Annotated in this window: 14 protein-coding genes, 2 tRNA genes, 3 rRNA genes and 1 other RNA gene; 11 read left to right on the top strand and 9 right to left on the bottom strand. The window is 64.4% G+C overall.

What is annotated here, in order from left to right:
- Positions 1–691 precede the first annotated feature (691 nt).
- Both KME82_RS04535 and KME82_RS04530 read right to left on the bottom strand, forming a co-directional pair.
- A complete protein-coding gene (locus KME82_RS04535; RefSeq protein ID WP_215497464.1) occupies positions 692–2,026 on the bottom strand; it encodes an aminopeptidase P N-terminal domain-containing protein in 1,335 nt (444 codons plus the stop codon).
- A 1-nt stretch (position 2,027) separates the two neighbouring features.
- Complete coding sequence (locus tag KME82_RS04530; protein WP_036108782.1) at positions 2,028–2,582, bottom strand: UPF0149 family protein; 555 nt, start codon at positions 2,580–2,582, stop codon at positions 2,028–2,030.
- Positions 2,583–2,821: 239 nt separating this feature from the next.
- Between KME82_RS04530 and KME82_RS04525 the strand changes: the two genes are divergently transcribed.
- The 8 genes from KME82_RS04525 (at position 2,822) to KME82_RS04490 (ending at position 12,738) form a co-directional block, all read left to right on the top strand.
- Positions 2,822–7,414: an EAL domain-containing protein gene (locus KME82_RS04525; protein WP_215497463.1), complete on the top strand. Its 4,593-nt coding sequence runs from the start codon at positions 2,822–2,824 to the stop codon at positions 7,412–7,414.
- A 211-nt stretch (positions 7,415–7,625) separates the two neighbouring features.
- Positions 7,626–7,847 carry a TIGR02449 family protein gene (locus KME82_RS04520; RefSeq protein WP_036108784.1) on the top strand — a complete coding sequence of 74 codons (222 nt, stop codon included), beginning with the start codon at positions 7,626–7,628 and terminating at the stop codon, positions 7,845–7,847.
- Between the two features lie 39 nt (positions 7,848–7,886).
- Positions 7,887–8,186: a cell division protein ZapA gene (locus tag KME82_RS04515; RefSeq protein ID WP_215497462.1), complete on the top strand. Its 300-nt coding sequence runs from the start codon at positions 7,887–7,889 to the stop codon at positions 8,184–8,186.
- Between the two features lie 563 nt (positions 8,187–8,749).
- Positions 8,750–8,935, top strand: a non-coding RNA gene (ssrS, locus tag KME82_RS04510) — 6S RNA.
- Between the two features lie 243 nt (positions 8,936–9,178).
- On the top strand, positions 9,179–9,772 hold the full coding sequence (locus KME82_RS04505; RefSeq protein WP_215497461.1) for a 5-formyltetrahydrofolate cyclo-ligase: 594 nt from the start codon (positions 9,179–9,181) through the stop codon (positions 9,770–9,772).
- 28 nt (positions 9,773–9,800) lie between these two features.
- Positions 9,801–10,271 (top strand): EVE domain-containing protein, encoded by a 471-nt coding sequence (locus KME82_RS04500; RefSeq protein WP_215497460.1) that lies wholly within the window; start codon positions 9,801–9,803, stop codon positions 10,269–10,271.
- Between the two features lie 175 nt (positions 10,272–10,446).
- The gene (gene rpiA / locus KME82_RS04495) at positions 10,447–11,109 is read left to right on the top strand and encodes a ribose-5-phosphate isomerase RpiA (RefSeq protein WP_215497459.1); all 663 of its coding nucleotides are present in this window, start codon (positions 10,447–10,449) and stop codon (positions 11,107–11,109) included.
- Between the two features lie 144 nt (positions 11,110–11,253).
- Positions 11,254–12,738 (top strand): DNA polymerase Y family protein, encoded by a 1,485-nt coding sequence (locus KME82_RS04490; protein WP_215497458.1) that lies wholly within the window; start codon positions 11,254–11,256, stop codon positions 12,736–12,738.
- Positions 12,739–12,904: 166 nt separating this feature from the next.
- Here KME82_RS04490 and KME82_RS04485 read toward each other — a convergent pair whose 3' ends face one another.
- From KME82_RS04485 to KME82_RS04460, 6 genes are all read right to left on the bottom strand, one after another.
- Positions 12,905–14,737, bottom strand: a complete 1,833-nt coding sequence (locus KME82_RS04485) for an ABC transporter ATP-binding protein (RefSeq protein ID WP_215498969.1) — start codon at positions 14,735–14,737, stop codon at positions 12,905–12,907.
- A gap of 870 nt (positions 14,738–15,607) precedes the next feature.
- A 5S ribosomal RNA gene (gene rrf / locus KME82_RS04480) occupies positions 15,608–15,722 on the bottom strand.
- Between the two features lie 171 nt (positions 15,723–15,893).
- A 23S ribosomal RNA gene (locus KME82_RS04475) occupies positions 15,894–18,759 on the bottom strand.
- A 261-nt stretch (positions 18,760–19,020) separates the two neighbouring features.
- A tRNA-Ile gene (locus KME82_RS04470) sits at positions 19,021–19,097 on the bottom strand.
- Positions 19,098–19,116: 19 nt separating this feature from the next.
- Positions 19,117–19,192, bottom strand: a tRNA-Ala gene (locus tag KME82_RS04465).
- Positions 19,193–19,297: 105 nt separating this feature from the next.
- Positions 19,298–20,842 (bottom strand): 16S ribosomal RNA (locus KME82_RS04460).
- The 16S, 23S and 5S rRNA genes sit together here with 2 tRNA genes alongside, the layout of an rRNA operon.
- A 678-nt stretch (positions 20,843–21,520) precedes the next feature.
- Between KME82_RS04460 and KME82_RS04455 the strand changes: the two genes are divergently transcribed.
- Positions 21,521–21,961, top strand: a complete 441-nt coding sequence (locus KME82_RS04455) for a DUF192 domain-containing protein (RefSeq protein WP_215497457.1) — start codon at positions 21,521–21,523, stop codon at positions 21,959–21,961.
- A 76-nt stretch (positions 21,962–22,037) separates the two neighbouring features.
- On the opposite strand, the gene KME82_RS04450 is transcribed toward KME82_RS04455, so the two are convergent.
- Complete coding sequence (locus KME82_RS04450) at positions 22,038–22,229, bottom strand: rubredoxin (protein ID WP_036115753.1); 192 nt, start codon at positions 22,227–22,229, stop codon at positions 22,038–22,040.
- 64 nt (positions 22,230–22,293) lie between these two features.
- Here KME82_RS04450 and thiE point away from each other — a divergent pair, with 64 nt between their 5' ends.
- Positions 22,294–22,947, top strand: a complete 654-nt coding sequence (gene thiE, locus KME82_RS04445) for a thiamine phosphate synthase (RefSeq protein WP_215497456.1) — start codon at positions 22,294–22,296, stop codon at positions 22,945–22,947.
- Positions 22,940–24,223 carry a glutamate-1-semialdehyde 2,1-aminomutase gene (gene hemL / locus KME82_RS04440; RefSeq protein ID WP_215497455.1) on the top strand — a complete coding sequence of 428 codons (1,284 nt, stop codon included), beginning with the start codon at positions 22,940–22,942 and terminating at the stop codon, positions 24,221–24,223. Before thiE ends, hemL begins: the two co-directional genes overlap by 8 nt.
- Positions 24,224–24,296 lie beyond the last annotated feature (73 nt).

Here is a 24,296-nt window from a genome sequence, read left to right as displayed (position 1 = left end):
CAAAAGCAAATCCCCCTACCCCCCTTTTACAAAGGGGGGGACAGCAAAAGCCGTGCTGCTCGAGCTTGAGCTTCATCTCCCTCCTCACTCCCAGCGCTGCGAGGCCGCCAACTCGCGTTAGCAAGCGCACACCCGGAGGGCGACGCGCATGGATGCGCGTCGCGCGCCACCGGGACATGGAGGTCCCGTGTGGCGCGTGCCCGCGTCTGCACCGCACCCGCGGGCCTTTGATCCACAAAAAAGCGTTTTTCTTTGGTTACCTTTCTTTTGTCGCTTTAGACAAAAGAAAGTGACCCGCCGCTTTAGTGGCGGAAGCTTTTGATCCTGCTTAAAGCTTCAGAGCTTCAGAGCTTCTACAGCAGAGTTGCAGGCCATTGGCGGCTTAAAAGCGAATCCCCCTGCCCCCCTTTTACAAAGGGGGAAAAAGCAAAGGCGGCTCGCTGGAAGAATTTGTGGTGCGCGGACCGGGCAAGAAAAAACAACACGAGACAAGACGGAACGAGACGAAAACGAAGCGAGTCGCGTCTGATCGAAGTCACGACGACTCACGTCGAGACGAGACGAGTCGAGTCGAGTCGTTCCGCGACGGTCACGTCGGGTCGCGACGATTCGCGTTCAAGCGAGCCGAGCCGATACGGAAGCGAATCAATACGAAGCGAGCCGAGTCGCCCCACCCCACATCACCCCAACCTCAAGCCGCCCGCCGCTGCCCCATCAACGCCTCGATCTCATCCGCGCTACGCGCCAGCTTGTCGGTCAGCACCTCGCAACCCTCCTTGCCGATCACCACATCGTCCTCGGTACGGATGCCGATGCCGCGCCACTTCGGTTCGACCGTGGTGTCGTCGGCGGAGACGTACAGCCCCGGTTCGATGGTGAACACCATGCCCGGTTCGAGCAGGCGCGATTCGCCGTCGATGCGGTATTCGCCGACGTCGTGCACGTCCAGGCCGAGCCAGTGACCGGTCTTGTGCCGGTAGAAGCGCCGGTAGCTGCCGTCGGCGAGGTTGCGTTCGAGCTTGCCCTTGAGCAGGCCCAGCCGCAGCAGGCCCTCGGTCAGGGTTTCCACCGCGGCCAGATGCCCGGCCTCGTACGGCAGACCCGGCCGCGCCTGCGCCAGCGCCGCGGCCTGGGCGGCGCCGACCAGATCGTGCAGCGCGCGCTGCGCCGGGCTGAAACGGCCGTTGACCGGGAAGGTGCGGGTGATGTCGGCGGCGTAACCGCGGTACTCGGCGCCGGCGTCGATCAGGACCAGGTCGCCGTCGCGCGAGGCGGCGTTGTTGGCGCGGTAATGCAGCACGCAGGCGTTGCTGCCGGCGCCGACGATGCTGCCGTAGGCGGGTTCGGCATCGAAACGGCGGAACACCGCCTCGACCTCGGCCTGCAGTTCGTATTCGCGGATGCCCGGCCGCGCCGCGCGCATCGCCGCTTCGTGGGCGAGCACGCTGATGTCGGCGGCGCGCTGCATGAAACGCAGCTCGTCGCGGTCCTTGAACAAGCGCAGTTCGTCGAGCAGATGGCCCAGCACCAGGAACTCGTGCGGCGGCTGCGCGCCCTGGCGGACCATCTCGCGCACGCGGTTGACCCAGCCGATCAGCTTGAGGTCGAAATCGGTGTCGCGGCCGAAGTGGTAGTACACCCGCGTGCGGCCTTCGAGCAGGCCCGGCAGGATGTCGTCGAGGTCGGTGATCGGGTACGCGTCGTCCAGGCCGAACGCGTCGACCGCGTTTTCCGGGCCGTAGCGCGGGCCGTCCCAGGCTTCGCGCTCGGCGTCGCGCTCGCGGCAGAACAGCAAGGTTTCGCCATGCTTGCGGCCCGGCACCAGCACCAGCACCGAGTCGGGCTCGGGAAAACCGGTCAGGTAACTCAGGTCGGAGTCCTGGCGGAACGGGTAGTGGGTGTCGCGGCTGCGGATCAACTCGTGCGCCGAGGGCACGATCACGATCGCATCGCCGCCGGCCATGTCCATCAGCTGCTTGCGCCGCCGCGCATACGCCTTGGCCGGCATGGTCAGCGCGGTGTGCATGTCAGTTCAGCCGCTGCCTGTGCTGCGCCGCCATCGCCACGTCGCCGTGCAGCAGCAGGGCGACGATGCGGACGAATTCCTCGATCTCGGTGAAGGCTTCTTCGTCTTCCTCGTCGCCGTCGTCCTGCGGCGCGGCCGCGGCCAGGCGGGCGAGGTCGCCGAGCGCCTCGCTGCTTTCCTCCGACAGGTTCGGCGCGGCGCCCGCGGCCAGACCGAAGCCGCCGAGGAAACCGCGGCACCAGTCAAACAGCGCGCCGCTGCGCTCGCTCAGCGAAGCGTCGGCGTCGGGCAGCAGCAGGTCGAAGCCGAAGCTGCGGTCGGCCAGTTGCGCGGCGCTGGTCAGGCGCAGGCGATCCAGGGCGCCGTCGGCGGCCGGGGTCGCGGTGCCGGGGTCGGCGAGCACGCGCGCCGGCCAGTCGTTGACCGACGCGCCGCCGCCGGCGAGCCAGCCGCACAGCGCACCGTGCAATTCGGAAGGCGAAGCGCCGAGCGAGAGGCTGCGGCTCTCGGCATCGACATCGGACAACAAGGGCAATTCGGTCGCGGCCACAGGCATGGGATCGAGGGGGATGGGGCAGTTTAGCAATGCGCGGCGCATTGCGGCCTGTGCGGGAAGTCCGCCCTGCGGACATTCGTGGCCGACCTTCGCAGCGGCTGCGATGGCGCACGCCGCGCGCGCCGCGCCGGCGAAACCGGCTCGAACCATCTGCGTGCCGGAAAAGATAGCTTGAGAGCTTGTTGCTGCCACGACCGCTTGCCTACACTGCGGCTCTTGTGCCCTGCGCCACGGTGTCCGTGCGTCCCTTATCCCCCGCCGCCCTGCTGACCGCCGGTCTCACCGCCTTGCTGCTGTGGGCGACGGCGTGGCCGCAGCGTTGCGAGGCGGCCACGCGCGACTTCTATTTCTCGCGCCTGGGCAGCGAACAAGGGCTCAGCCAGAACTCGGTCACCGCCTTCACCCAGGACGTGCATGGGTTCGTCTGGGTCGGCACCCAGGGCGGCCTGCACCGTTACGACGGCCAGCGCTACCTGCCGTATCGCCACGATCCGCGCGACCCGGCCAGCCTGCCCGACAGCTACGTCACCGCGCTCGCGCTCGACGGCCAGCGCGCGTTGTGGATCGGCACCCATTCCGAATACCTGGCGCGCCTGGACCTGGCCAGCGGCAGCATCCATCGCTACGGCGCGCCCGATTCGCAGGCCGGACGGCAGGTGGTCGCGCTGATGCCGTGGCGCGAGTCGCTGTTGATCGGCACCCTCGCCGGCCTGGAGCGGCTGGACCCGCAGACCGGCACGCGCGAACTGCTGCTGGCCCTGCCCGGCGAGGCCAGCCGGCAGTCGCCGTGGCAGGCGCTGGCCCAGGCCCGCGACGGCAGCGCCTGGCTGGCCAGCGCCGCCGGCCTGCATCGGATCCTGCCCGGCGGCAAGGTCGAACGCATCGGCGCGGCGATCGCCCTGCGCAGCGTGATGATCGACCGCCGCGGCCGGCTCTGGGCCGGCGCCGCCGACGGCCTGTACCGGCTCGACGGCCACACCGGCATCCTGGTCAAGGTCGAGGACGAAGCGCTGTCGGCGCTGCGCGACGCGCGCGCCATCGTCGAGGCGCCTGACCGGCGGATCTGGATTTCCGGCTACGGCAACGGCCTGTACCGGCACGATCCCGACAGCGGCCACACCCAGCGCGTGCATGCGCAATCCGGGGTCGAGGCGACCTTGCCGGAAGACACCATCAACGCGCTGATGGTCGATCACGGCGGCCTGCTGTGGGCCGGCGGCCAGTTCCGCGGCGCCGCCGTCGCCGATCCGCGCGGCACCCGTTTCAGCTACGTGCTCGACCTGGACGAGGACCACGGCGCGGCCTCCGACGCCAGCGTGCGCAGCCTGGCCCAGGACGACAGCGGCGCGATCTGGATCGGCACCGACAGCGCGCGCCTGCGCCGCTACGACCTGTCCGGCGACCGCTTCCAGGACCTCACCAGCCTGCTGCCGCCGGCGGCGCGGCAAGGCCCGATCGGCGCGATCGCGCGCGAACCCGACGTCGCCGCCGCGCCGGGCACCACCGCGGCGGAGGCCCGCTCGCCGCACAAACCCACGCCCGGCCGCCTGTGGCTGGCGACCCGCGCCGGCCTGTTGCGGCTGGAACCGGGTACCCAGCGGGTAGAGAGCATCGACCTGCGCGGCTACCGCGACGCCCCGCTGCGCACCCTGCAATTCGCCCGCGACGGCAGCCTGTGGCTCGGCGGCGAGGACATCGGCGCGCTGCATTACCTGCCCGACTCCGGCGCGCTGGTGCGTTACGCCTACCGCGAAGGCGATCCCAAGGGCCTGAGCCATCCGCGCGTCAACGCGATCCTGGAAGACCGCAAGGGCCGGGTCTGGTTCGGCACCGGCGACGGCCTGGACCTGCTCGATCCCGACACCGGCTACCTGCGCCACTACCGCCACGTCACCGACCAGGCCGACAGCCTGCCGGGCAATCTGGTGCTCGCTTTGCACCAGGCCGCCGACGGCACCATCTGGGTCGGCACCCAGGCCGGCTTGAGCCGGGTGATCGAATTCGGCGACGGCCGCATCCGCTTCGAACACCCGCTCGCGCAGGTGCTGGGCGACCATCCGGTGCCGGTGGTGTTCACCATCGCCGAGCGCCCGGCCGGACGGCTGTGGCTGGGCACCGACGCGGGCATCCTGCGCTTCGATTCGGGCGCCTCGCTGGTGCGCCGCTATGGCCTGGCCGACGGTCTGCAGGACCTGGAATTCAATTCCGGCGCGGTCGCCACCCTGGCCGACGGCCGGCTCGCGTTCGGCGGCGTGCGCGGGCTGAACCTGTTCGATCCCACCCGCATCGCCGATTCGCGCTACACCCCGCCGGTGCGCCTGCTCGGCGCCTGGATCGGTTCGGACACCAGCGCCGGCGCCAGCGCCCTGTGGCAGTCGGCCAAGCTCGAAGTGCCCGACGGCGCCGGCATCCTGCGCCTGCGCATCGGCGCGCTGGATTTCGGCCCCAACTCCGGCATCCGTTATCGCTACCGCATGGACGGGTTCGACCGCGACTGGATCGACAACGGCCCGCGCCAGGACATCACCTACACCCGCCTGCCGCCCGGCCGCTATCTGTTCCGCGCCCAGTCGACCAACCGCGACGGCGTGTGGAACACCCAGGAACTGCGCATCCCGGTCAGCGTCGATCCGCCGCTGTGGCGGCATCCGCTGGCGATCGCCGCCGCGGCGCTGGCCGCGCTGGGCCTGCTGCTGAGTTTCGGCTGGCGCTGGCACGTCGCCCGCCAGCGCGAGCGCGGCTATTTCACCCAGATCCGCGAACGCGAAGAACGCCTGAAACTGGCGCTGTGGGCCTCGGGCGAACAGTTCTGGGACTACGACCTGCAACGGCGCGAGCTGCACCGCATGCGCGTCGACGACCACAACCCGCAGTCGCCCGACATCGGCGTCCAGGCCGACATCGCCGACGATCACGAGATCCATCCCGACGATCTGTCGCGGGTCACCGAACTGCTGCGCAAGCACCTCAAGGGCGACGCGGCGCTGTTCCTGTCCGAGCACCGCATGCGCACGCCCAAGGGCGAGTGGGGCTGGGTGCGCGCCCGCGGCCGGGTGGTCGAGCGCGACGCCGAGGGCCATCCGGTGCGCGTGGCCGGCACCGGCCGCGACGTCACCGCGATCCGCAGCGCCGAGCGCGAACGGCGCATTTCCAGCGAAGTGCTGCGCTCGATGGCCGAAGCGGTGGCGGTGTTCGACCGCGACTTCGTGTTCGTCTCGATCAACCCGGCGTTCTCGCGCATGACCGGGTACCCCGAGAACGAAGTCATCGGCCAGACCACCGGCCTGCTCGACAGCCGCCAGCACGATCCCGAGTTCTATTCCGACATGCGCGCCGAACTGCAGCGCAGCGGCCGCTGGTCGGGCGAGATCTGGCAGCAGCGCAAGGACGGCAACGAATTCCTATGCTGGCTGCAGGCCTCGATCGTGCTCGACAGCAGCGGCCAGCGCGGCCATTACGTCGCGGTGCTCACCGACATCACCGACCAGAAGCGCGCCGAGCAGGAACTGCGCTACCTGGCCAACTACGACACCCTGACCAGCCTGCCCAACCGCACGCTGTTGTCGGAACGGCTGTCGCGGGCGATCGTGCGCGCGCGCCGCCACGGCCATCGCATCGCCTTGTTGTTCCTCGATCTGGACCGGTTCAAGGACATCAACGATTCGCTCGGCCACGCCGCCGGCGACCGCATCCTGCGCGCCGCCGCGGTGCGCCTGCAGGAAACCGTCGGCGCCGAGCACACTGTCGCTCGTCTGGGCGGTGACGAATTCACCGTGGTCCTGGAAAACCTCGACACGCCCGAACAGGCCGAGGACGTGGCGCGGCGCCTGATCAAGGCGTTCGAGGCGCCGCTGGATTTCGACGAACGCCACGACGTGGCGATCTCGCCGTCGATCGGCATCAGCGTCTATCCCGACCACGCCCAGGTCCCGACCGACCTGCTCAAGCACGCCGACACCGCGATGTACCAGGCCAAGGCCGCCGGCCGGCGCACCTTCATGCGCTACACCGAGGCGATGGACGTGGAGATCCGCCAGCGCGCGACGATCTCGGCCGCGCTGCGCAAGGTGCTCGACCGCGGCGAACTGCGCCTGGTCTATCAGCCGCGCCTGTCGCTGCCCGAAGCGCGCATCAACGGCGTGGAAGCGCTGCTGCGCTGGAACAGCCCGGAGCACGGCAACATCCCGCCGTCGGAATTCATCCCGCTGGCCGAGGAAAGCGGGCTGATCCTGGAAATCGGCGAATGGGCGATGCGCGAAGCCTGCAACCGCCTGCGCCAGTGGCGCCAGCAGGGGCTCGATCAGCTATCGGTGTCGGTCAACGTGTCGGCGATCCAGCTGCTGCGCGGCGACCTGCCCAAGATGGTCGCCCGCGCGCTCAGCGAAAGCGGCATCCCGCCGTGGCGGCTGGAACTGGAGCTGACCGAAAGCGTGGTCATGTCCAACGCCGCGCACACCTCCAACACCATGCAGGCGCTGCGCGAACTCGGCGTGGCGCTGGCGGTGGACGATTTCGGCACCGGTTATTCCTCGCTGGCCTATCTCAAGCGCCTGCCGATCAACACGCTCAAGATCGACAAGGAATTCATCAGCGACCTGACCCGCGACCCCGACGACGAAGCGATCACCAGCACCGTGATCACCATGGCCCATTCGTTGGGCCTGAACGTGGTCGCCGAGGGCGTGGAGCTGGAAGAGCAGATGGAATTCCTGCGCGCGCACGGCTGCGACGAAATCCAGGGCTACTGGCTGGCCCGCCCGCTCGAAGCCGACGCCTGCCTGACCTTCATCCAGCAATGGCAGCCGCCCGAGAGCCTGCGTCCGGCGGTTTGAGGGCCGGGAATCGGGAATCGGGAATCGGGAATAGTCTCGCCTGCGGTCCGATTTGCACCTGTAGGAGCGGCGTGAGCCGCGACCGCGCCGCCTTACGATCGCCGCGACCGCCCGGTCGCGCGCTGTCACCACGACCGCCGCCCTCAATCGCCCCATCACCGTAACCACCCCCGCCTTGACCGCCCCCGCCCCGGCCTGCCATCGTGCCGGGATGGAACGCGCCGAACTTCTCGCCGAATTGCAGTCGCTGCTCGCCCGCGTCGACGAGCTCGGCGACCGCGTGCGCAAACTCAGCGACGAGAACCGCAGCCTGCGTCAACAACAGGAACAACTGGTCGGCGAACGCTCGGCCCTGCTGGCCAAGAACGAACAGGCGCGCACCCGCGTCGAGGCCATGATCGCGCGACTCAAGTCGCTGGAGCAGCACACGTGATCCCCCTTTCGATGAACCCGTTCGGATGAGCCTGAGCGCATGACCAGCGAAGCCGTCAGCATCAGCCTGCTCGACCGCGAATACACCGTCGGCTGCGAGCCCAACGAGCGCGACGACCTGCTCGCCGCCGCGCGCATGCTCGACAGCAAGATGCGCGAAATCCGCGGCAGCAACCGCATGGCCGCGCTCGACCGCGTCGCCGTGCTGGCCGCGCTCAATTTCGCCCACGAACTGCAGCAACTGCGCGGCGACGGCAGCAACCGCGACCGCGAACTCTCGCGCACCCTCGACGAATTGCACCGCAAGCTCGACAGCCTGTTCGACGCCGCGATTCGCTGACGCTCCGCTGCTCGCTGAAACCTCGCACTGCCCTGGCGATGCGCCTGCGGCGTATCGGCTATCGCGCAGCACCGACCGTCGGCAGGCCGCGCGATCGATTAGACAGCGGTTGCCCGCAACGCCCGGCACTCCAAGCTCGTCATCCCCGAAGGCGGGGATCCAGGGCTGCACCGCAGCGTCTCCACCCATTCCCCGAATGCGCATGCTGCGCACTGCCTGACAAACGCGCGCCCCTTCAAGACCGTCATCCCCGCGAAGGCGGGGATCCAGGGCTTCACCGCAGCGTATCCACCCATTCCCCGAATGCGCACGCGGCGCATCGGCCAAAACCGTGCTCAGGCCACCACAACATCGCCGCACGCCAGCACGCACGCGGCATCGTGCGACCAACGCGCGCGCCCGCGCATAACACCGCATCGTCCCCATCCTTGCGACTGCGCGCGACCGTCATCACGCAAGCCCCCATTCATGCGTATCCGCGCAACACAAGCGCATGAACCGCAGCGCTGCATCGCCGACGAGCGGACTGACCGATGCGAACGCAGGCGCTATACTCCCGCCCACGTCCTCTGCTGTGCGCGACGGCCTGCCAAACATTCGCCTTGTCCCTTAATAACGACACCGGGGACGCAACCGGAATCCGGAGTGCAAGTCCGCCTCGTAGCGGGAAGCCCGAAGATCCCCAAGCGTCCCCACTTGAACCCAGGGTTCAAGGTCGTTTCGCAAGCATCGTCATTGGCGGAGGACTACTTTTCCCGGAACGGGCGCGAGATCACCCCAGGTGAACTCGCGCCCGTTTCCTTATGCCCGCGCGACAGGCCCGCGCGCTCCGCCGACATCGGCCGCGCCTGGACACGTATCCCGGTAAAATCGGCGCAGGCCGCTCGCACCGGCGCGCAACGTCGAGGCAAGGCGCCAGACTTACGGCACGTATCGCCGACCCTGCTCAGCCAAGCCGGCCTTCCCCGATCCGCCCCTCCAGGACCCCGCCCATGACCGACGATCGCAAGACGCTGCGCCGCGAGCTGCGCGCCCGCCGCCGCAATCTCGGCGCGCCCGCGCGGATCGCCGGCGCCGAGGCCATCGCCGCGCGCTTGCTGGCGCTGCCGTTCGCGCCGAGCGAAGGCTACGTGGCCGGCTACTGGGCGATGGACGGCGAAATCGCCCTGCACGCCTGGCAATTGCGCCTGCCCAAGGACTGCATCTACTGCCTGCCGGTGCTGCACGAAGACCAGCGGCTGCGATTCGCGCCGTGGCGGCCGGGCGATGCGCTGGCGCCCAACAAATTCGGCATTCCCGAGCCCGCGCTGGCGGAAACCTCGCTGCTCGAACCCGAACAGCTGAGCCTGATCGTCCTGCCGCTGGTGGGTTTCGACCCGCGCGGCCACCGGCTCGGCATGGGCGGCGGCTGGTACGATCGCAGCTTCGCATTCCGCCAGCAGCGCGCCGCGCCGCCGTGGCTGGTCGGCGCCGGGTTCGAGACCCAGCGCGTGGATCGCCTCGACGCCGCCGACTGGGACGTCGCCCTGGACGCGGTCTGCACCGAGGCCGACACCCTGGACTGCCGCTCCGCGCTGTTCGCCTGATCCTTCCCACGTCCCGACCGAGCCCCGCATGACCGCACGCCGCCGCTACTGGCTGATGAAGTCCGAACCGGACACCTTCTCCATCGACGACCTGCAGCGCGTCGACGTCGAGCCGTGGAACGGCGTGCGCAACTACCAGGCGCGCAACTACATGCGCGACGGTATGAAGCCCGGCGACGGCGTGCTGTTCTATCACTCCAACACCGCCGTGCCCGGCATCGTCGGCATCGCCACGATTTCCAGCGAAGCCTATCCGGACCCGACCCAGTTCGATCCCAAGTCCGACTACCACGACCCGAAGAGCAGCCGCGAAGAACCGCGCTGGCTGCTGGTCGACGTCAAGTTCGAACGCAAACTCAAGCGCACGATTTCGCTCGACGAGATCAAGGCCCGCAGCGAACAGCTCGGCGAAGACTTCGCCCTGACCCGCCGCGGCAACCGCCTGTCGGTGCTGCCGGTCTCGGCGGCGCAGTGGAAGCTGTTGTTGGCTATGGAATAGCCGGGAATCGGGAATGGAGAATCGGGAATCGTTAAAAGCGGCCTGCGCTCCATCCCACTGTCTCTCAGATTCCCACCCGCTTTTGTTTGTATCGCTTCTGCTTGTACCGCTTTTGCTTGTACCGCTTCTCGCTTTTCCGATTCCCAATTCCCCATTCCCGATTCCCGCTCCCCCAATGACTGAAGCCAAACGCCTGGCCGGCGAAAAAGCCATCGACTACATCGAAGACGGCATGATCGTCGGTGTCGGTACCGGTTCCACCGTCGCGTTCTTCATCGAGGCTCTGGGCCGGGTGAAACATCGCATCAAGGGCGCGGTGTCCAGTTCCGAGCAGAGCAGTGCGCGCCTGCAGGCGCTCGGCATCGAAGTGCTCGATCTCAACGCCACCGGCCCGCTGTCGCTGTACGTGGACGGCGCCGACGAATGCGATCCGCACAAGCGCCTGATCAAGGGCGGCGGCGCCGCGCTAACCCGCGAGAAGATCATCGCCGAGGCCAGCGCCAAGTTCGTGTGCATCGTCGATCCGGCCAAGCGCGTCGACGTGCTCGGCAAGTTTCCGCTGCCGGTGGAAGTCGTGCCGATGGCGCGCAGCCTGGTCGCGCGCGAGATTCTCGGCATGACCCGCGGCCAGCCGGTGTGGCGCCAGGACGCCAACGGCGCCGGCGTGGTCACCGACAACGGCAACTACATTCTCGACATCCACAACCTCGCCATCGTCGACCCGGTGACGATGGAATCGGCGATCAACCAGATCCCCGGCGTGGTCAGCGTCGGCCTGTTCGCGCGCCGCCCGGCCGACATCGTGATCGTCGGCGGCGAACCGCCGATCGTGCTGTAAGCGGCTGACGCGACACGCGATCTCAGTCGACGCGACGATCCGCCGGCAGGCTCGGCGGATCGGTTGCAGGATCAGTTCAGGCGCCGGTTCACCCGCCCGCGATCGCGCGGCGCGATACTGAGTCCCCATGCGTGGCCCACCGCCATGACCCTGCGCTGCCTGTTCGTCGACTTCAACTCCTACTTCGCCTCGGTCGAGCAATTCGACCACAAGGAGTTGCGCGGCCGCCCGGTCGGCGTGGTGCCGGTTATGGCGGCGACCACCTGCTGCATCGCCGCCAGCCCCGAGGCCAAGCGCGTCGGGGTCAAGACCGGCACGCCGGTGCATGAAGCGCTCGAGCGCTGCCCCGAGATCATGATCGTGCAGGCGCGGCCGGCGCGTTACGTCGAACTGCACCACAAGCTGATCGCCGCGATCGAGGACTGCATACCGATCGACGGCAAGCCGCTGTCGATCGACGAAGTCGCCTGCCGCCTGATCGGCCGCGAACGCCAGCGCGATCACGCCGTCGCGATCGCGCGCAAGATCAAGCAGACCCTGATCGATCGCGAGCTGAGCCCGATCCTGTGTTCGATCGGCATCGCGCCCAACACCTTCCTGGCCAAGACCGCGTCCGACATCCAGAAAGTCGACGGCCTGACCGTGATCGAGCTGTCCGATCTGCCGCACGCGCTGCACGGCCTGCAATTGCACGACCTGTGCGGAATCGGCCCGTCGATGCTGCAACGATTGATCGACGCGGGCATCGACACGGTCGCGAAACTGACCGCCGCGCCGCGCGAGCACCTGCGCGCGATCTGGGGCGGCATCGAAGGCGAGCGTTTCTGGGCGCAGCTGCGCGGCATCGAACCGCCGTCGCGGCAACGCAAGGCGGTCGCCTCGGTCGGCCACTCGCACGTGCTCGACCCGCAGATGCGCAGCGCGCAAGGCATGCGCTCGGTGTTGTTCAAGCTGCTCGCCAAGGCCGCGATGCGGCTGCGCGGCGAGCATTGCCAGGCGCGCGGCATGAGCCTGCACATCCGTTTCGTCGGCAAGGAACAACGCTTCAGCCGCGACCTGTCGTTCGCGCCGCTCGACGACACCCCGACCCTGCTGCAACTGATGGCCGACGCGATCGAACCGTTGATGCGCGCCGCCGACGGCCGCTGGAAAGTGCAGCGCTATCCACCGCTGTCGGTGGCCGTATCGCTGACCGATCTACAACCCAGCGCCGCCGACACCGCATCGTTGTTTCCCGATCGCCATCGCAATCAGGCGTTGACCCGCGTACTCGACCAGGTCAATCAACGTTACGGCCACAACCGCCTGTACTTCGGCACCATGCAGCACGCGCTCGAGCAAGGCGCCGCGCCGATGCGCATTCCGTTCCAGCACATTCCCGATCAAGCCACCGAAGCCGACGTCGGCGACCCCGCGCACGCCGACCCGAGCATGGACGAGCTGTGGCTGCAGCGCGAACGCCAGTTCAAGGCGATGGCCGAAACCGCGCATCGCCAGGCGCGCGAGCGCAGTAAACCCACGAAACCCGCCGCGCCATCGCATCAACCGTCCGGCGTAGGCGGCTGGGTGCGCAAACGCAACCACCACGCCGACCCCGACGGCCGCGGCACCACCGGCTCGCTGTTCTAGCGCAAACACGTTCGCCCCCTGTAGGAGCGGCGCGAACCGCGACCGCGAACCCAAACCAACGGCGCAACCCCGCCATCGCGACGTCACACCCATCACCCTCACACCTCCCCGGCCCAAAAAGAACAGGCGAGGCCTAAGCCCCGCCCGTCTTCTTAAACCCCAACCCTTACGCGTCCACCGCCACGAATCCCCCCGTCTGCCGCTTCCACAGCCGCGCATACAACCCGTCGCGCGCGATCAACTGCTCATGCGTCCCGGTCTCGATGATGTGGCCGCGATCCATCACCACCAATCGATCCATCCGCGCGATGGTCGACAGACGATGCGCGATCGCGATGACCGTCTTGCCGGCCATCAGGGTTTCCAGGCTCTCCTGGATCGCCGCCTCGGCTTCCGAATCCAGCGCCGAAGTCGCCTCATCCAAGATCAGAATCGGCGCATTTTTCAACAGCACCCGCGCGATCGCGATGCGCTGACGCTGACCGCCCGACAACTTGACCCCGCGCTCGCCAACCAGCGCGTCATAACCCACCCGGCCCTCGCCATCGATCAGGCGCGGAATGAACTCGTCCGCACGCGCCTTGCGCACGGCTTCGAACATTTCCTCATCGCTGGCCTCCGGCCGACCGTACAGCAGGTTGTCGCGAATCGAGCGGTGCAGCAGCGAGGTGTCCTGGGTGACCACGCCGATCTGCGAACGCAGGCTTTCCTGGGCGACGCCGGCGATGTCCTGCCCATCGACCAGGATGCGGCCGCCTTCCAGATCGTACAGCCGCAGCAGAATGTTCATCAGCGTCGACTTGCCCGCGCCCGACGGCCCGACCAGACCGATCTTCTCGCCCGGTTTCACCTCCAGGTCCAGGTCCGCGATCAGGCCGCTGTCCTGGCCGTAATGGAAATGCACGTTCTCGAAACGCACGCTGCCGTGCTCGACCTGCAGCGGCTGCGCATCGACGCGATCGGTCACGGTCAACGGCCGCGAGATCGTTTCGATGCCGTCCTGCACCGTGCCGATATCCTCGAAGATGCCGTTCACCGTCCACATGATCCAACCCGACATGTTGTGGATGCGGATCACCAGGCCGGTCGCCAGCGCGATCGCGCCGACCGTGATCGCACCGCGGTGCCACAGCCACAACGACAGGCCGCAGGTGCCGACGATCAACAACCCGTTGAGCACGCTGATGCTCACGCCCATCGACGTGGTCATGCGGGTCATGTCGCGCGAACGCTGGGTCTGTTCGACCATCGCTTCGGCGACGTACTGCTCCTCGCGCCGCGAATGCGCGAACAGCTTGAGCGTGGTGATGTTGCTGTAGCCGTCGACGATGCGGCCCATCAGCTTGGAACGCGCATCCGACGCGCGCCACGAACGTTCCTTCACCCGCGGCACGAAGTAACGCATCAAGCCGATGAACAACACGATCCACACCAGCAGCGGCACCACCAGCCAGACATCGGCCTGAGCGAACAGATACACCGCCGATGCCGAGTACACGATCACGTACCAGATCGCATCGAACGCCTGGGTGGTGGATTCGCGCAACGACGGGCCGGTCTGCATGATCCGGTTGGCGACCCGGCCGGCGAAGTCGTTCTGGAAGAAGCTCAGGCTCTGCCTGAGCATGTAGCGATGCGTTTGCCAGCGCACTAGGTTGGTCATGCTGGGGTGGATGGCCTGATTGAGCAGCAGGTCGTGCAACCCCAGGCAGATCGGGCGCGCGACCAGCATCACCGCCGCCATCCACAGCAGCTCGCTGCCGTGCTGGGCGAACAGCGCGTGCGCCGGCGTGGTGTTGACCAGATCCACCACCTTGCCCAGGTAGTCGAACATCACCACCTCGACGATGGCGACGAAGAACCCGACCACGGTCAGGACCACGAACACCGGCCACGCCTGGCGGATGAAATGCCAATAGAACGCCGCCACCGAACGCGGCGGCATGGTGTCCGGCGCGGGCCGGAACGGGTCGATCAACGATTCGAACCAACGAAAAATCATCATGGCGACAAGCCTTGTTTGAACTTGGAAAACTCCCGGAGCGCGAGCCGTCCCGCCTGCGCCGGCGAGGCGCATGGGACGACGCACGAGAGCGAACGGGCGCAGGATGCGCCGGGTCAACGAATCGGGAGAGAGAGGCGGCGGGCGAGCGCGCGCAATCCAGGGCCATGACGGACCCGAAGCACGAACGACCTGCCTGACACGGCCCGGGCATCGCCCTGGACCGCGGAATCGGACTTAGTGCTGAACCTTGCCGATGGCTGCGAACTTCATCTGGACCTCTCCTTGCGATCTTGGATCGGTCGGCCCGGGCTCAATCGCCGGGCCGCGCGGGCCGCGATGCGCGACCGAGGGCGAGTGTAACCGCGCAGGGTTTGTGTTGCATCCGACCAAAGTCTACGAAACGGTGGGGGTCGTTGATCGTTGATAACGCCCATCTCAGCAAAGCGCTTAGGTGCTCGTGCGCCGGCCGCCCGATCGCCACGCGGCCCGATAGCCCCCTGTAGGAGCGTCGCAAGCCGCGCCTGCGGCGCCGCACATACGACGCAAGCGTGTTTCGCAATCGCGGCTCACGCCGCTCCTACCCGGGCATGGCCTGCCGCAACCCGATCGCCACTCGGATGGATGCCCCGCTGTAGGAGCGTCGCAAGCCGCGACCGCGGCCCCGCACATACGACGCAAGCGTGTTTCGCAATCGCGGCTCACGCCGCTCCTACCGGGGTATCCGCGCCGTCGTGGATTATCAGCTCAGTTGGACCGCCCGATTATCGGCGCATTAACTCGCGCTCAAGCCGCAACTACGCGCTGGACTTATTCCACGCAAAGAAAAACGCCGCAACCAATGGTTGCGGCGTTTTAGGGTAAAGCCCCTGGCGATGACCTACTCTTGCATGGCTTAGGCCACACTACCATCGGCGCATGTGCGTTTCACTTCCGAGTTCGGGATGGGATCGGGTGGTGCCACACAGCTATTATCACCAGGGAGAGGGTGGAGGGTCGCAGGCTTCGATGGATTGAAGTTGCGCTCACGCTCACGTGGGTGTGCTTTAAACGGAATGAACCCCGTCGTCGGCGAATAAGTTGGAATGTAGCGAGCAGTATTTTGGGAGAAACGTCTTAACGTGTCAATGAAGCCAAGGCAACTTGAGGTTATATGGTCAAGCCACACGGATCATTAGTACAGGTTAGCTCAATGCGTTGCCGCACTTACACACCCTGCCTATCAACCACCTAGTCTTGATGGTTCCTTTAGGGGACTTAAAGTCCCGGGAGATCTCATCTTGAGGCGCGCTTCCCGCTTAGATGCTTTCAGCGGTTATCGCTTCCGAACATAGCTACCCGGCAGTGCCACTGGCGTGACAACCGGAACACCAGAGGTTCGTCCACTCCGGTCCTCTCGTACTAGGAGCAGCCCCTCTCAAATCTCCAACGCCCACGACAGATAGGGACCGAACTGTCTCACGACGTTCTGAACCCAGCTCGCGTACCACTTTAAATGGCGAACAGCCATACCCTTGGGACCGACTACAGCCCCAGGATGTGATGAGCCGACATCGAGGTGCCAAACACCGCCGTCGATATGAACTCTTGGGCGGTATCAGCCTGTTATCCCCGGAGTACCTTTTATCCGTTGAGCGATGGCCCTTCCATACAGAACCACCGGATCACTAAGACCTACTTTCGTACCTGCTTGATCCGTCGATCTTGCAGTCAAGCACGCTTATGCCTTTGCACACAGTGCGCGATGTCCGACCGCGCTGAGCGTACCTTCGTGCTCCTCCGTTACACTTTGGGAGGAGACCGCCCCAGTCAAACTACCCACCATACACGGTCCCTGACCCGGATAACGGGCCTAGGTTAGAACGTCAAGCACGACAGGGTGGTATTTCAAGGATGGCTCCACCACAGCTAGCGCCATGGTTTCATAGCCTCCCACCTATCCTACACAGACGAACTCAACGTTCAGTGTAAAGCTATAGTAAAGGTTCACGGGGTCTTTCCGTCTTGCCGCGGGAACGCTGCATCTTCACAGCGATTTCAATTTCACTGAGTCTCGGGTGGAGACAGCGCCGCTGTCGTTACGCCATTCGTGCAGGTCGGAACTTACCCGACAAGGAATTTCGCTACCTTAGGACCGTTATAGTTACGGCCGCCGTTTACTGGGGCTTCGATCAAGAGCTTCGCCTTGCGGCTGACCCCATCAATTAACCTTCCAGCACCGGGCAGGCGTCACACCCTATACGTCCACTTTCGTGTTTGCAGAGTGCTGTGTTTTTGATAAACAGTCGCAGCGGCCTGGTCACTGCGGCCCCCCTCAGCTATTAACCGTGGAGGGCGCACCTTCTCCCGAAGTTACGGTGCTATTTTGCCTAGTTCCTTCACCCGAGTTCTCTCAAGCGCCTTAGAATTCTCATCCTGCCCACCTGTGTCGGTTTACGGTACGGTCTGCGTAAGCTGAAGCTTAGGAGCTTTTCCTGGAAGCGTGATATCGGCAGCCTAGCCCTAATGGGCCGGTCCTTAGTCTCAACGTTGCTCCCCCGGATTTGCCAAAGGGAACCGCCTCAACTCTCTCACCAGGACAACCAACGCCTGGCCTGCCTAACCTTCTCCGTCCCTCCATCGCACTTACGCGAGGTGCAGGAATATTAACCTGCTTCCCATCGACTACGCTTTTCAGCCTCGCCTTAGGGGCCGACTCACCCTGCGTCGATTAACGTTGCGCAAGGAAACCTTGGGCTTTCGGCGTGCGGGCTTTTCACCCGCATTATCGTTACTCATGTCAGCATTCGCACTTCCGATACCTCCAGCAGACTTCTCAATCCACCTTCAACGGCTTACGGAACGCTCCTCTACCGCGCATCACGAAGTGATGCACCCCAAGCTTCGGTTTATCGCTTAGCCCCGTTAAATCTTCCGCGCAGACCGACTCGACCAGTGAGCTATTACGCTTTCTTTAAAGGGTGGCTGCTTCTAAGCCAACCTCCTGGCTGTCTGTGCCTTTCCACATCGTTCACCACTTAGCGATAAATTTGGGACCTTAGCTGTGGGTCTGGGTTGTTTCCCTTTTCACGACGGACGTTAGCACCCGCCGTGTGTCTCCCGGATAGTACGTGCTGGTATTCGGAGTTTGCCATGGTTTGGTAAGTCGCAATGACCCCCTAGCCATAACAGTGCTCTACCCCCAGCAGTATTCGTCCGAGGCGCTACCTAAATAGCTTTCGAGGAGAACCAGCTATCTCCGGGTTCGATTAGCTTTTCACTCCTAATCACACCTCATCCCCGTCTTTTGCAACAGACGTGGGTTCGGGCCTCCAGTTGATGTTACTCAACCTTCACCCTGGGCATGACTAGATCACCCGGTTTCGGGTCTACTGCCCGCGACTATGCGCCCTTATCAGACTCGGTTTCCCTTCGCCTCCCCTATACGGTTAAGCTTGCCACGAACAGTAAGTCGCTGACCCATTATACAAAAGGTACGCAGTCACTCTTGCGAGCTCCTACTGCTTGTACGCACACGGTTTCAGGGTCTATTTCACTCCCTTCACCAGGGTTCTTTTCGCCTTTCCCTCACGGTACTGGTTCACTATCGGTCGGTCAGGAGTATTTAGCCTTGGAGGATGGTCCCCCCATGTTCAGACAGGGTTTCTCGTGCCCCGCCCTACTCGATTTCATCGCATCAGCCCCTTCACATACAGGGCTGTCACCTTCTATGGCCGAGCTTTCCAACTCGTTTTGCTGAAGCTGATGCAACTTAAGGGCTAGTCCCCGTTCGCTCGTCACTACTTAGGGAATCTCGGTTGATTTCTTTTCCTCCGGGTACTTAGATATTTCAGTTCTCCGGGTTCGCTTCCAGCAGCTATGTATTCACTGCAGGATACCTATTGCTAGGTGGGTTTCCCCATTCGGACATCGCGGGATCAAAGCTTATTGCCAGCTCCCCCGCGCTTTTCGCAGGCTATCACGTCCTTCATCGCCTCTGACCGCCAAGGCATCCACCGTGTGCGCTTATTCGCTTGACCATATAACCCCAAGTTGCCTCGGAATTACACGGGTCCAGGGGTACAAAGCCCGGACTCGAATATAACGACTCAATTAATAAAGTGTCTTTCGACACTCGCCTTAGCCTCACGACACGTCATGGACATTCCGTCTCAAAACGCTCGCTACATTCCAGTTTTTCAAAGAACACTTGAAAGGCTTCAGCGCCTTTCCAGTTTCAAATCTTTATGTGTGTGCGCAATTCAGAAGTTTTGTCGCTGCTCTTTAACTCTTCACCAGGGTGGTGGGTCTGGGAGGACTCGAACCACCGGCCTCGCCCTTATCAGGGGCGCGCTCTAACCACCTGAGCTACAGACCCAAAACTGCTACTGGCTAGGTGGTGGAGCTTGTCGGGATCGAACCGACGACCCCCTGCTTGCAAAGCAGGTGCTCTCCCAGCTGAGCTAAAGCCCCATCGAAACGGGACGACTCCTCAATCGCCCTGTGGCGATCGGGAACTCTGAATGCAGGTCACTTGTGCGGACGTCTGGACAGGCAATTGGCTGTCTTTATGTCTCTAAAGGAGGTGATCCAGCCGCACCTTCCGATACGGCTACCTTGTTACGACTTCACCCCAGTCATCGGCCACACCGTGGCAAGCGCCCTCCCGAAGGTTAAGCTACCTGCTTCTGGTGCAACAAACTCCCATGGTGTGACGGGCGGTGTGTACAAGGCCCGGGAACGTATTCACCGCAGCAATGCTGATCTGCGATTACTAGCGATTCCGACTTCACGGAGTCGAGTTGCAGACTCCGATCCGGACTGAGATAGGGTTTCTGGGATTGGCTTGCCCTCGCGGGTTTGCAGCCCTCTGTCCCTACCATTGTAGTACGTGTGTAGCCCTGGCCGTAAGGGCCATGATGACTTGACGTCATCCCCACCTTCCTCCGGTTTGTCACCGGCGGTCTCCTTAGAGTTCCCACCATTACGTGCTGGCAACTAAGGACAAGGGTTGCGCTCGTTGCGGGACTTAACCCAACATCTCACGACACGAGCTGACGACAGCCATGCAGCACCTGTCTCACGGTTCCCGAAGGCACCAATCCATCTCTGGAAAGTTCCGTGGATGTCAAGGCCAGGTAAGGTTCTTCGCGTTGCATCGAATTAAACCACATACTCCACCGCTTGTGCGGGCCCCCGTCAATTCCTTTGAGTTTCAGTCTTGCGACCGTACTTCCCAGGCGGCGAACTTAACGCGTTAGCTTCGATACTGAGAGCCAAGTTGCTCCCAACATCCAGTTCGCATCGTTTAGGGCGTGGACTACCAGGGTATCTAATCCTGTTTGCTCCCCACGCTTTCGTGCCTCAGTGTCAGTGCTGGTCCAGGTAGTCGCCTTCGCCACAGATGTTCCTCCCGATATCTACGCATTTCACTGCTACACCGGGAATTCCACTACCCTCTACCGCACTCTAGTCAGCCAGTTTCCAATGCCATTCCCAGGTTGAGCCCAGGGCTTTCACATCAGACTTAACAAACCACCTACGCACGCTTTACGCCCAGTAATTCCGAGTAACGCTTGCACCCTTCGTATTACCGCGGCTGCTGGCACGAAGTTAGCCGGTGCTTATTCTTCCGGTACCGTCATGACATCGGGGTATTAACCCAATGCTTTTCTTTCCGGACAAAAGTGCTTTACAACCCGAAGGCCTTCTTCACACACGCGGCATGGCTGGATCAGGCTTGCGCCCATTGTCCAATATTCCCCACTGCTGCCTCCCGTAGGAGTCTGGACCGTGTCTCAGTTCCAGTGTGGCTGATCATCCTCTCAGACCAGCTACGGATCGTCGCCTTGGTGGGCCTTTACCCCGCCAACTAGCTAATCCGACGTCGGCTCATCTATCTGCGCGAAGCCCGAAGGTCCTCCGCTTTCACCCGTAGGTCGTATGCGGTATTAGCGTAAGTTTCCCTACGTTATCCCCCACAAATAGGCAGATTCCGACGTATTCCTCACCCGTCCGCCACTCGCCACCCAAGGAGCAAGCTCCTCTGTGCTGCCGTTCGACTTGCATGTGTTAGGCCTGCCGCCAGCGTTCACTCTGAGCCAGGATCAAACTCTTCACTTAAATGTTTCGATTCCAGCCTTGCGGCCTTCATCAATGCTTTGAGTGCAGACTTCGTTCCAGGCCAATTACTCAACTTACTCGCATTTGCATGCTTTCTTCTAAATCGTTGGACTCTGTTACGAACGTCTGCAAGATGGACAACTATCCACCCGCCAGACGCCCGCACAAGTCACCTGCGCACACTGTCAAAGATCTTTAGGAACCGGCCTCAGCGCCTTGTTCCGTCTCGTCACCGAAGTGCCCGAGGGAGCCGCACACTATACAGCAGTTTTCGTGAACGTCAACACCTGTTCGCGAACTTCTTGCCGCTTCCCAACTCGCCGAAACCCTTCGTTTCCGAAGCATTCCACCTCACCGGGCCGCGCATCTTACAGCATGTTTTCGACTCGTCAACACTTGTCGAAACCGCCGCTTTCCGCGCGCCCCGCAACCCATAAACCGGTCAGCGGGCCGCGCATCTTACAGCAATGTTTCAGACCGTCAACTCCTGTCGAAACCGCTGCTTTTGCGCGTCCCCGACAACCAATCATCCGGTCAGCGGGGCCGCGCATTATGCAGATCTGAATGGGGGTTGGGAAGGGGTGATCGAAAATAATTTCGCGCGCCACGGCCTTGACGATTCTGGGGCGCTATCGGATGTTCGCAGCGTCTTGTCCGGCTCTCTCAAGGAACCGCTCCATGTCGAAGCTGCACGTGCTGGTGGTGTGTTGTGGCCTGGCCTTGTCGGGCTGCGGCTCGGGCAACGACGCCTGGGTCGAGATCGGCGGCCAGCGCTATACGGTGGAAGTGGCCAAGGACGATGAATCGCGGGCGCGCGGGCTGATGTTCCGCGACGAAATGGCGGCCGACCGCGGCATGGTGTTCGTGCATGAGCGCGAGGAGCCGCAGGCCTACTGGATGAAGAACACCCATATCCCGCTGGACATCCTCTATTTCGACGGCAAGCGCCGGCTGGTTACCCAGCAGCGCGACGTCCCGCCGTGCTCGGGCGGCAACGGCTGTCCGCCCTATCCCAGCGATGCGCCGGCGAAGTACGTGCTGGAGCTCAATGCCGGCCAGGCGGCCAGGTTGAAGCTCAAGGAGGGGGCGGAACTGAAGTTCGGGCCCGGGATCGAGTGAGCGGACGGGCAACGCCGGTCCGTGGTTCCAGGTAGGCCCGCCGTGGACACGCGGTCCACGGCGAGCTTGAGCCGCTTCAGACTTCCATCATCTCGAAGTCGTCCTTGGTCACGCCGCAGTCCGGGCAGGTCCAGGTGTCCGGAACGTCCGCCCAGCGGGTGCCCGGGGCCAGGCCCTCTTCCGGCAGCCCCAGGGCTTCGTCGTAAATAAAGCCGCACACGACGCACATCCAGGTGCGGTAAGCGGTGGTCGCGGCAATCTCGGACATGGGCGGATAATGGTTTTGCGGGACGGCATTGTCCCATCCCGCCCTCTCCGACGGAAGCAGACGCATGAATTCACCATGGCCGCAGCGCGGCCTGTACGCGATAACGCCCGACGACGCCGATACCCAGCGGCTGGCGGCGCGAGTCGGAACGGTGCTGGTCGCCGGCGCACAATGGCTGCAATACCGCAACAAGGCGGCCGATGCGTATCTGCGCCGCGAGCAAGCGCTGGCCTTGTTGCCGATCTGTCGCCGCCACGGCGTGCCGCTGATCGTCAACGACGACTGGCGTCTGGCCGCGCAGATCGGCGCCGACGGTGCGCATCTGGGCGAAGACGACGGCGAATTGGCCGCGGCTCGCGCGGCGATGGGCGATCGCGCGCTGATCGGCGCATCGTGCTACGACCGCTTCGATCTGGCCCGCGCGGCGGCCGCCACCGGCGCCAGTTACGTCGCCTTCGGCGCGTTCTTCGCCTCGCCGACCAAACCCAATGCGCGCCGCGCCACGTCGGAACTGCTGAAGCAATCGGCGATCCTGCGCCTGCCGCGGGTGGCGATCGGAGGCATCACCCCGGACAATGCGCGCTCGCTGGTCGACGCCGGCGCCGATCTGCTGGCCGTGATCAGCGGCGTGTTCGACGCGCCCGATCCGGCCGCCGCGGTGCGTGCCTACCTTTCCTGCTTCGATGAAGCCCGATCCGAAGAACTCCCCAATGAATAACCCCCGCTCCCACGAACTCTTCACCCGCGCCAGCGAACTGCTGCCCGGCGGCGTCAATTCGCCGGTGCGCGCGTTCAAGTCGGTCGGCGGCGAGCCGTTTTTCGCGCAGCGCGCGCAAGGCGCCTATCTGTACGACGTCGACGGTCATCGCTATATCGACTACGTCGGGTCGTGGGGCCCGATGATCGCCGGCCATGCGCATCCGCAGGTGCTGGCCGCGGTCGAGACGACCATGCGCAACGGCCTGAGCTTCGGCGTGCCCAATGCGCTGGAAGTGACGATGGCCGAAGCGATCACCCGGATCGTGCCGAGCTGCGAGATGGTGCGCATGGTCAATTCGGGCACCGAAGCGACCTTGTCGGCGATCCGGGTGGCGCGCGGTGCGACCGGGCGCAGCCGCATCGTCAAGTTCGAAGGCTGCTACCACGGCCACGGCGACAGTTTCCTGGTCAAGGCCGGCAGCGGCGCGTTGACCCTCGGCCTGCCGAATTCGCCGGGCGTGCCGGCGGCGCTGGCGGACCTGACCCTGACCCTGCCCTACAACGATTTCGATGCGGCGACGCAGTTGTTCGACGAAGCCGGCAGCGAGATCGCCGGCCTGATCATCGAACCGATCGTCGGCAACGCCAACTGCATCCTGCCCAAAGACGGTTATCTGCAGCATCTGCGCGCGCTATGCACCCAGCACGGCGTGCTGCTGATCTTCGACGAAGTGATGACCGGTTTCCGGGTCGCGCTCGGCGGCGCGCAGCAGCGTTACGGCATCACCCCGGATCTGAGCACCTTCGGCAAGATCATCGGCGGCGGCATGCCGGTCGGCGCTTACGGCGGCCGGCGCGATCTGATGAGCCAAGTCGCGCCGAGCGGGCCGATCTATCAGGCCGGCACGCTCAGCGGCAATCCGGTGGCGATGGCCGCAGGATTGGCGACGCTGGAGCTGATCCAACAACCGGGTTTCCACGACGCGCTGGAACGCAGCACGCATGCCTTGTGCGATGGCCTGGAAGCGGCCGCGCGCGAAGCCGGCATCGCCTTCCACACCACGCGCGCGCCGGGCATGTTCGGGCTGTATTTCCGCGAAGGGCCGGTGGAAAGCTTCGCCGATGCGATGGGCTCCGATACCCAGCGCTTCAATCGCTTCTTCCACGGCATGCTCGATCGCGGCGTGTATCTGGCGCCGTCGGCGTTCGAGGCCGGGTTCATGTCGAGCGCGCATGGCGAAGCGGAAATCGCCCAGACCATCGAGGCAGCGCGGGCGACGTTCGCCACGCTGTAAACCATCCGATCGCGTCGTCGCGATCGCGCAAACGCAACGGGCCGGCGAATTCGCCGGCCCGTTTTTTTGCATA

The organism is Lysobacter capsici (assembly GCF_018732085.1).
Taxonomy (GTDB): Bacteria; Pseudomonadota; Gammaproteobacteria; order Xanthomonadales; family Xanthomonadaceae; genus Lysobacter; species Lysobacter capsici_A.
The sequence above is the reverse complement of the archived record's forward strand: the minus strand, read 5'-3'. Positions and strand labels throughout refer to the sequence as shown.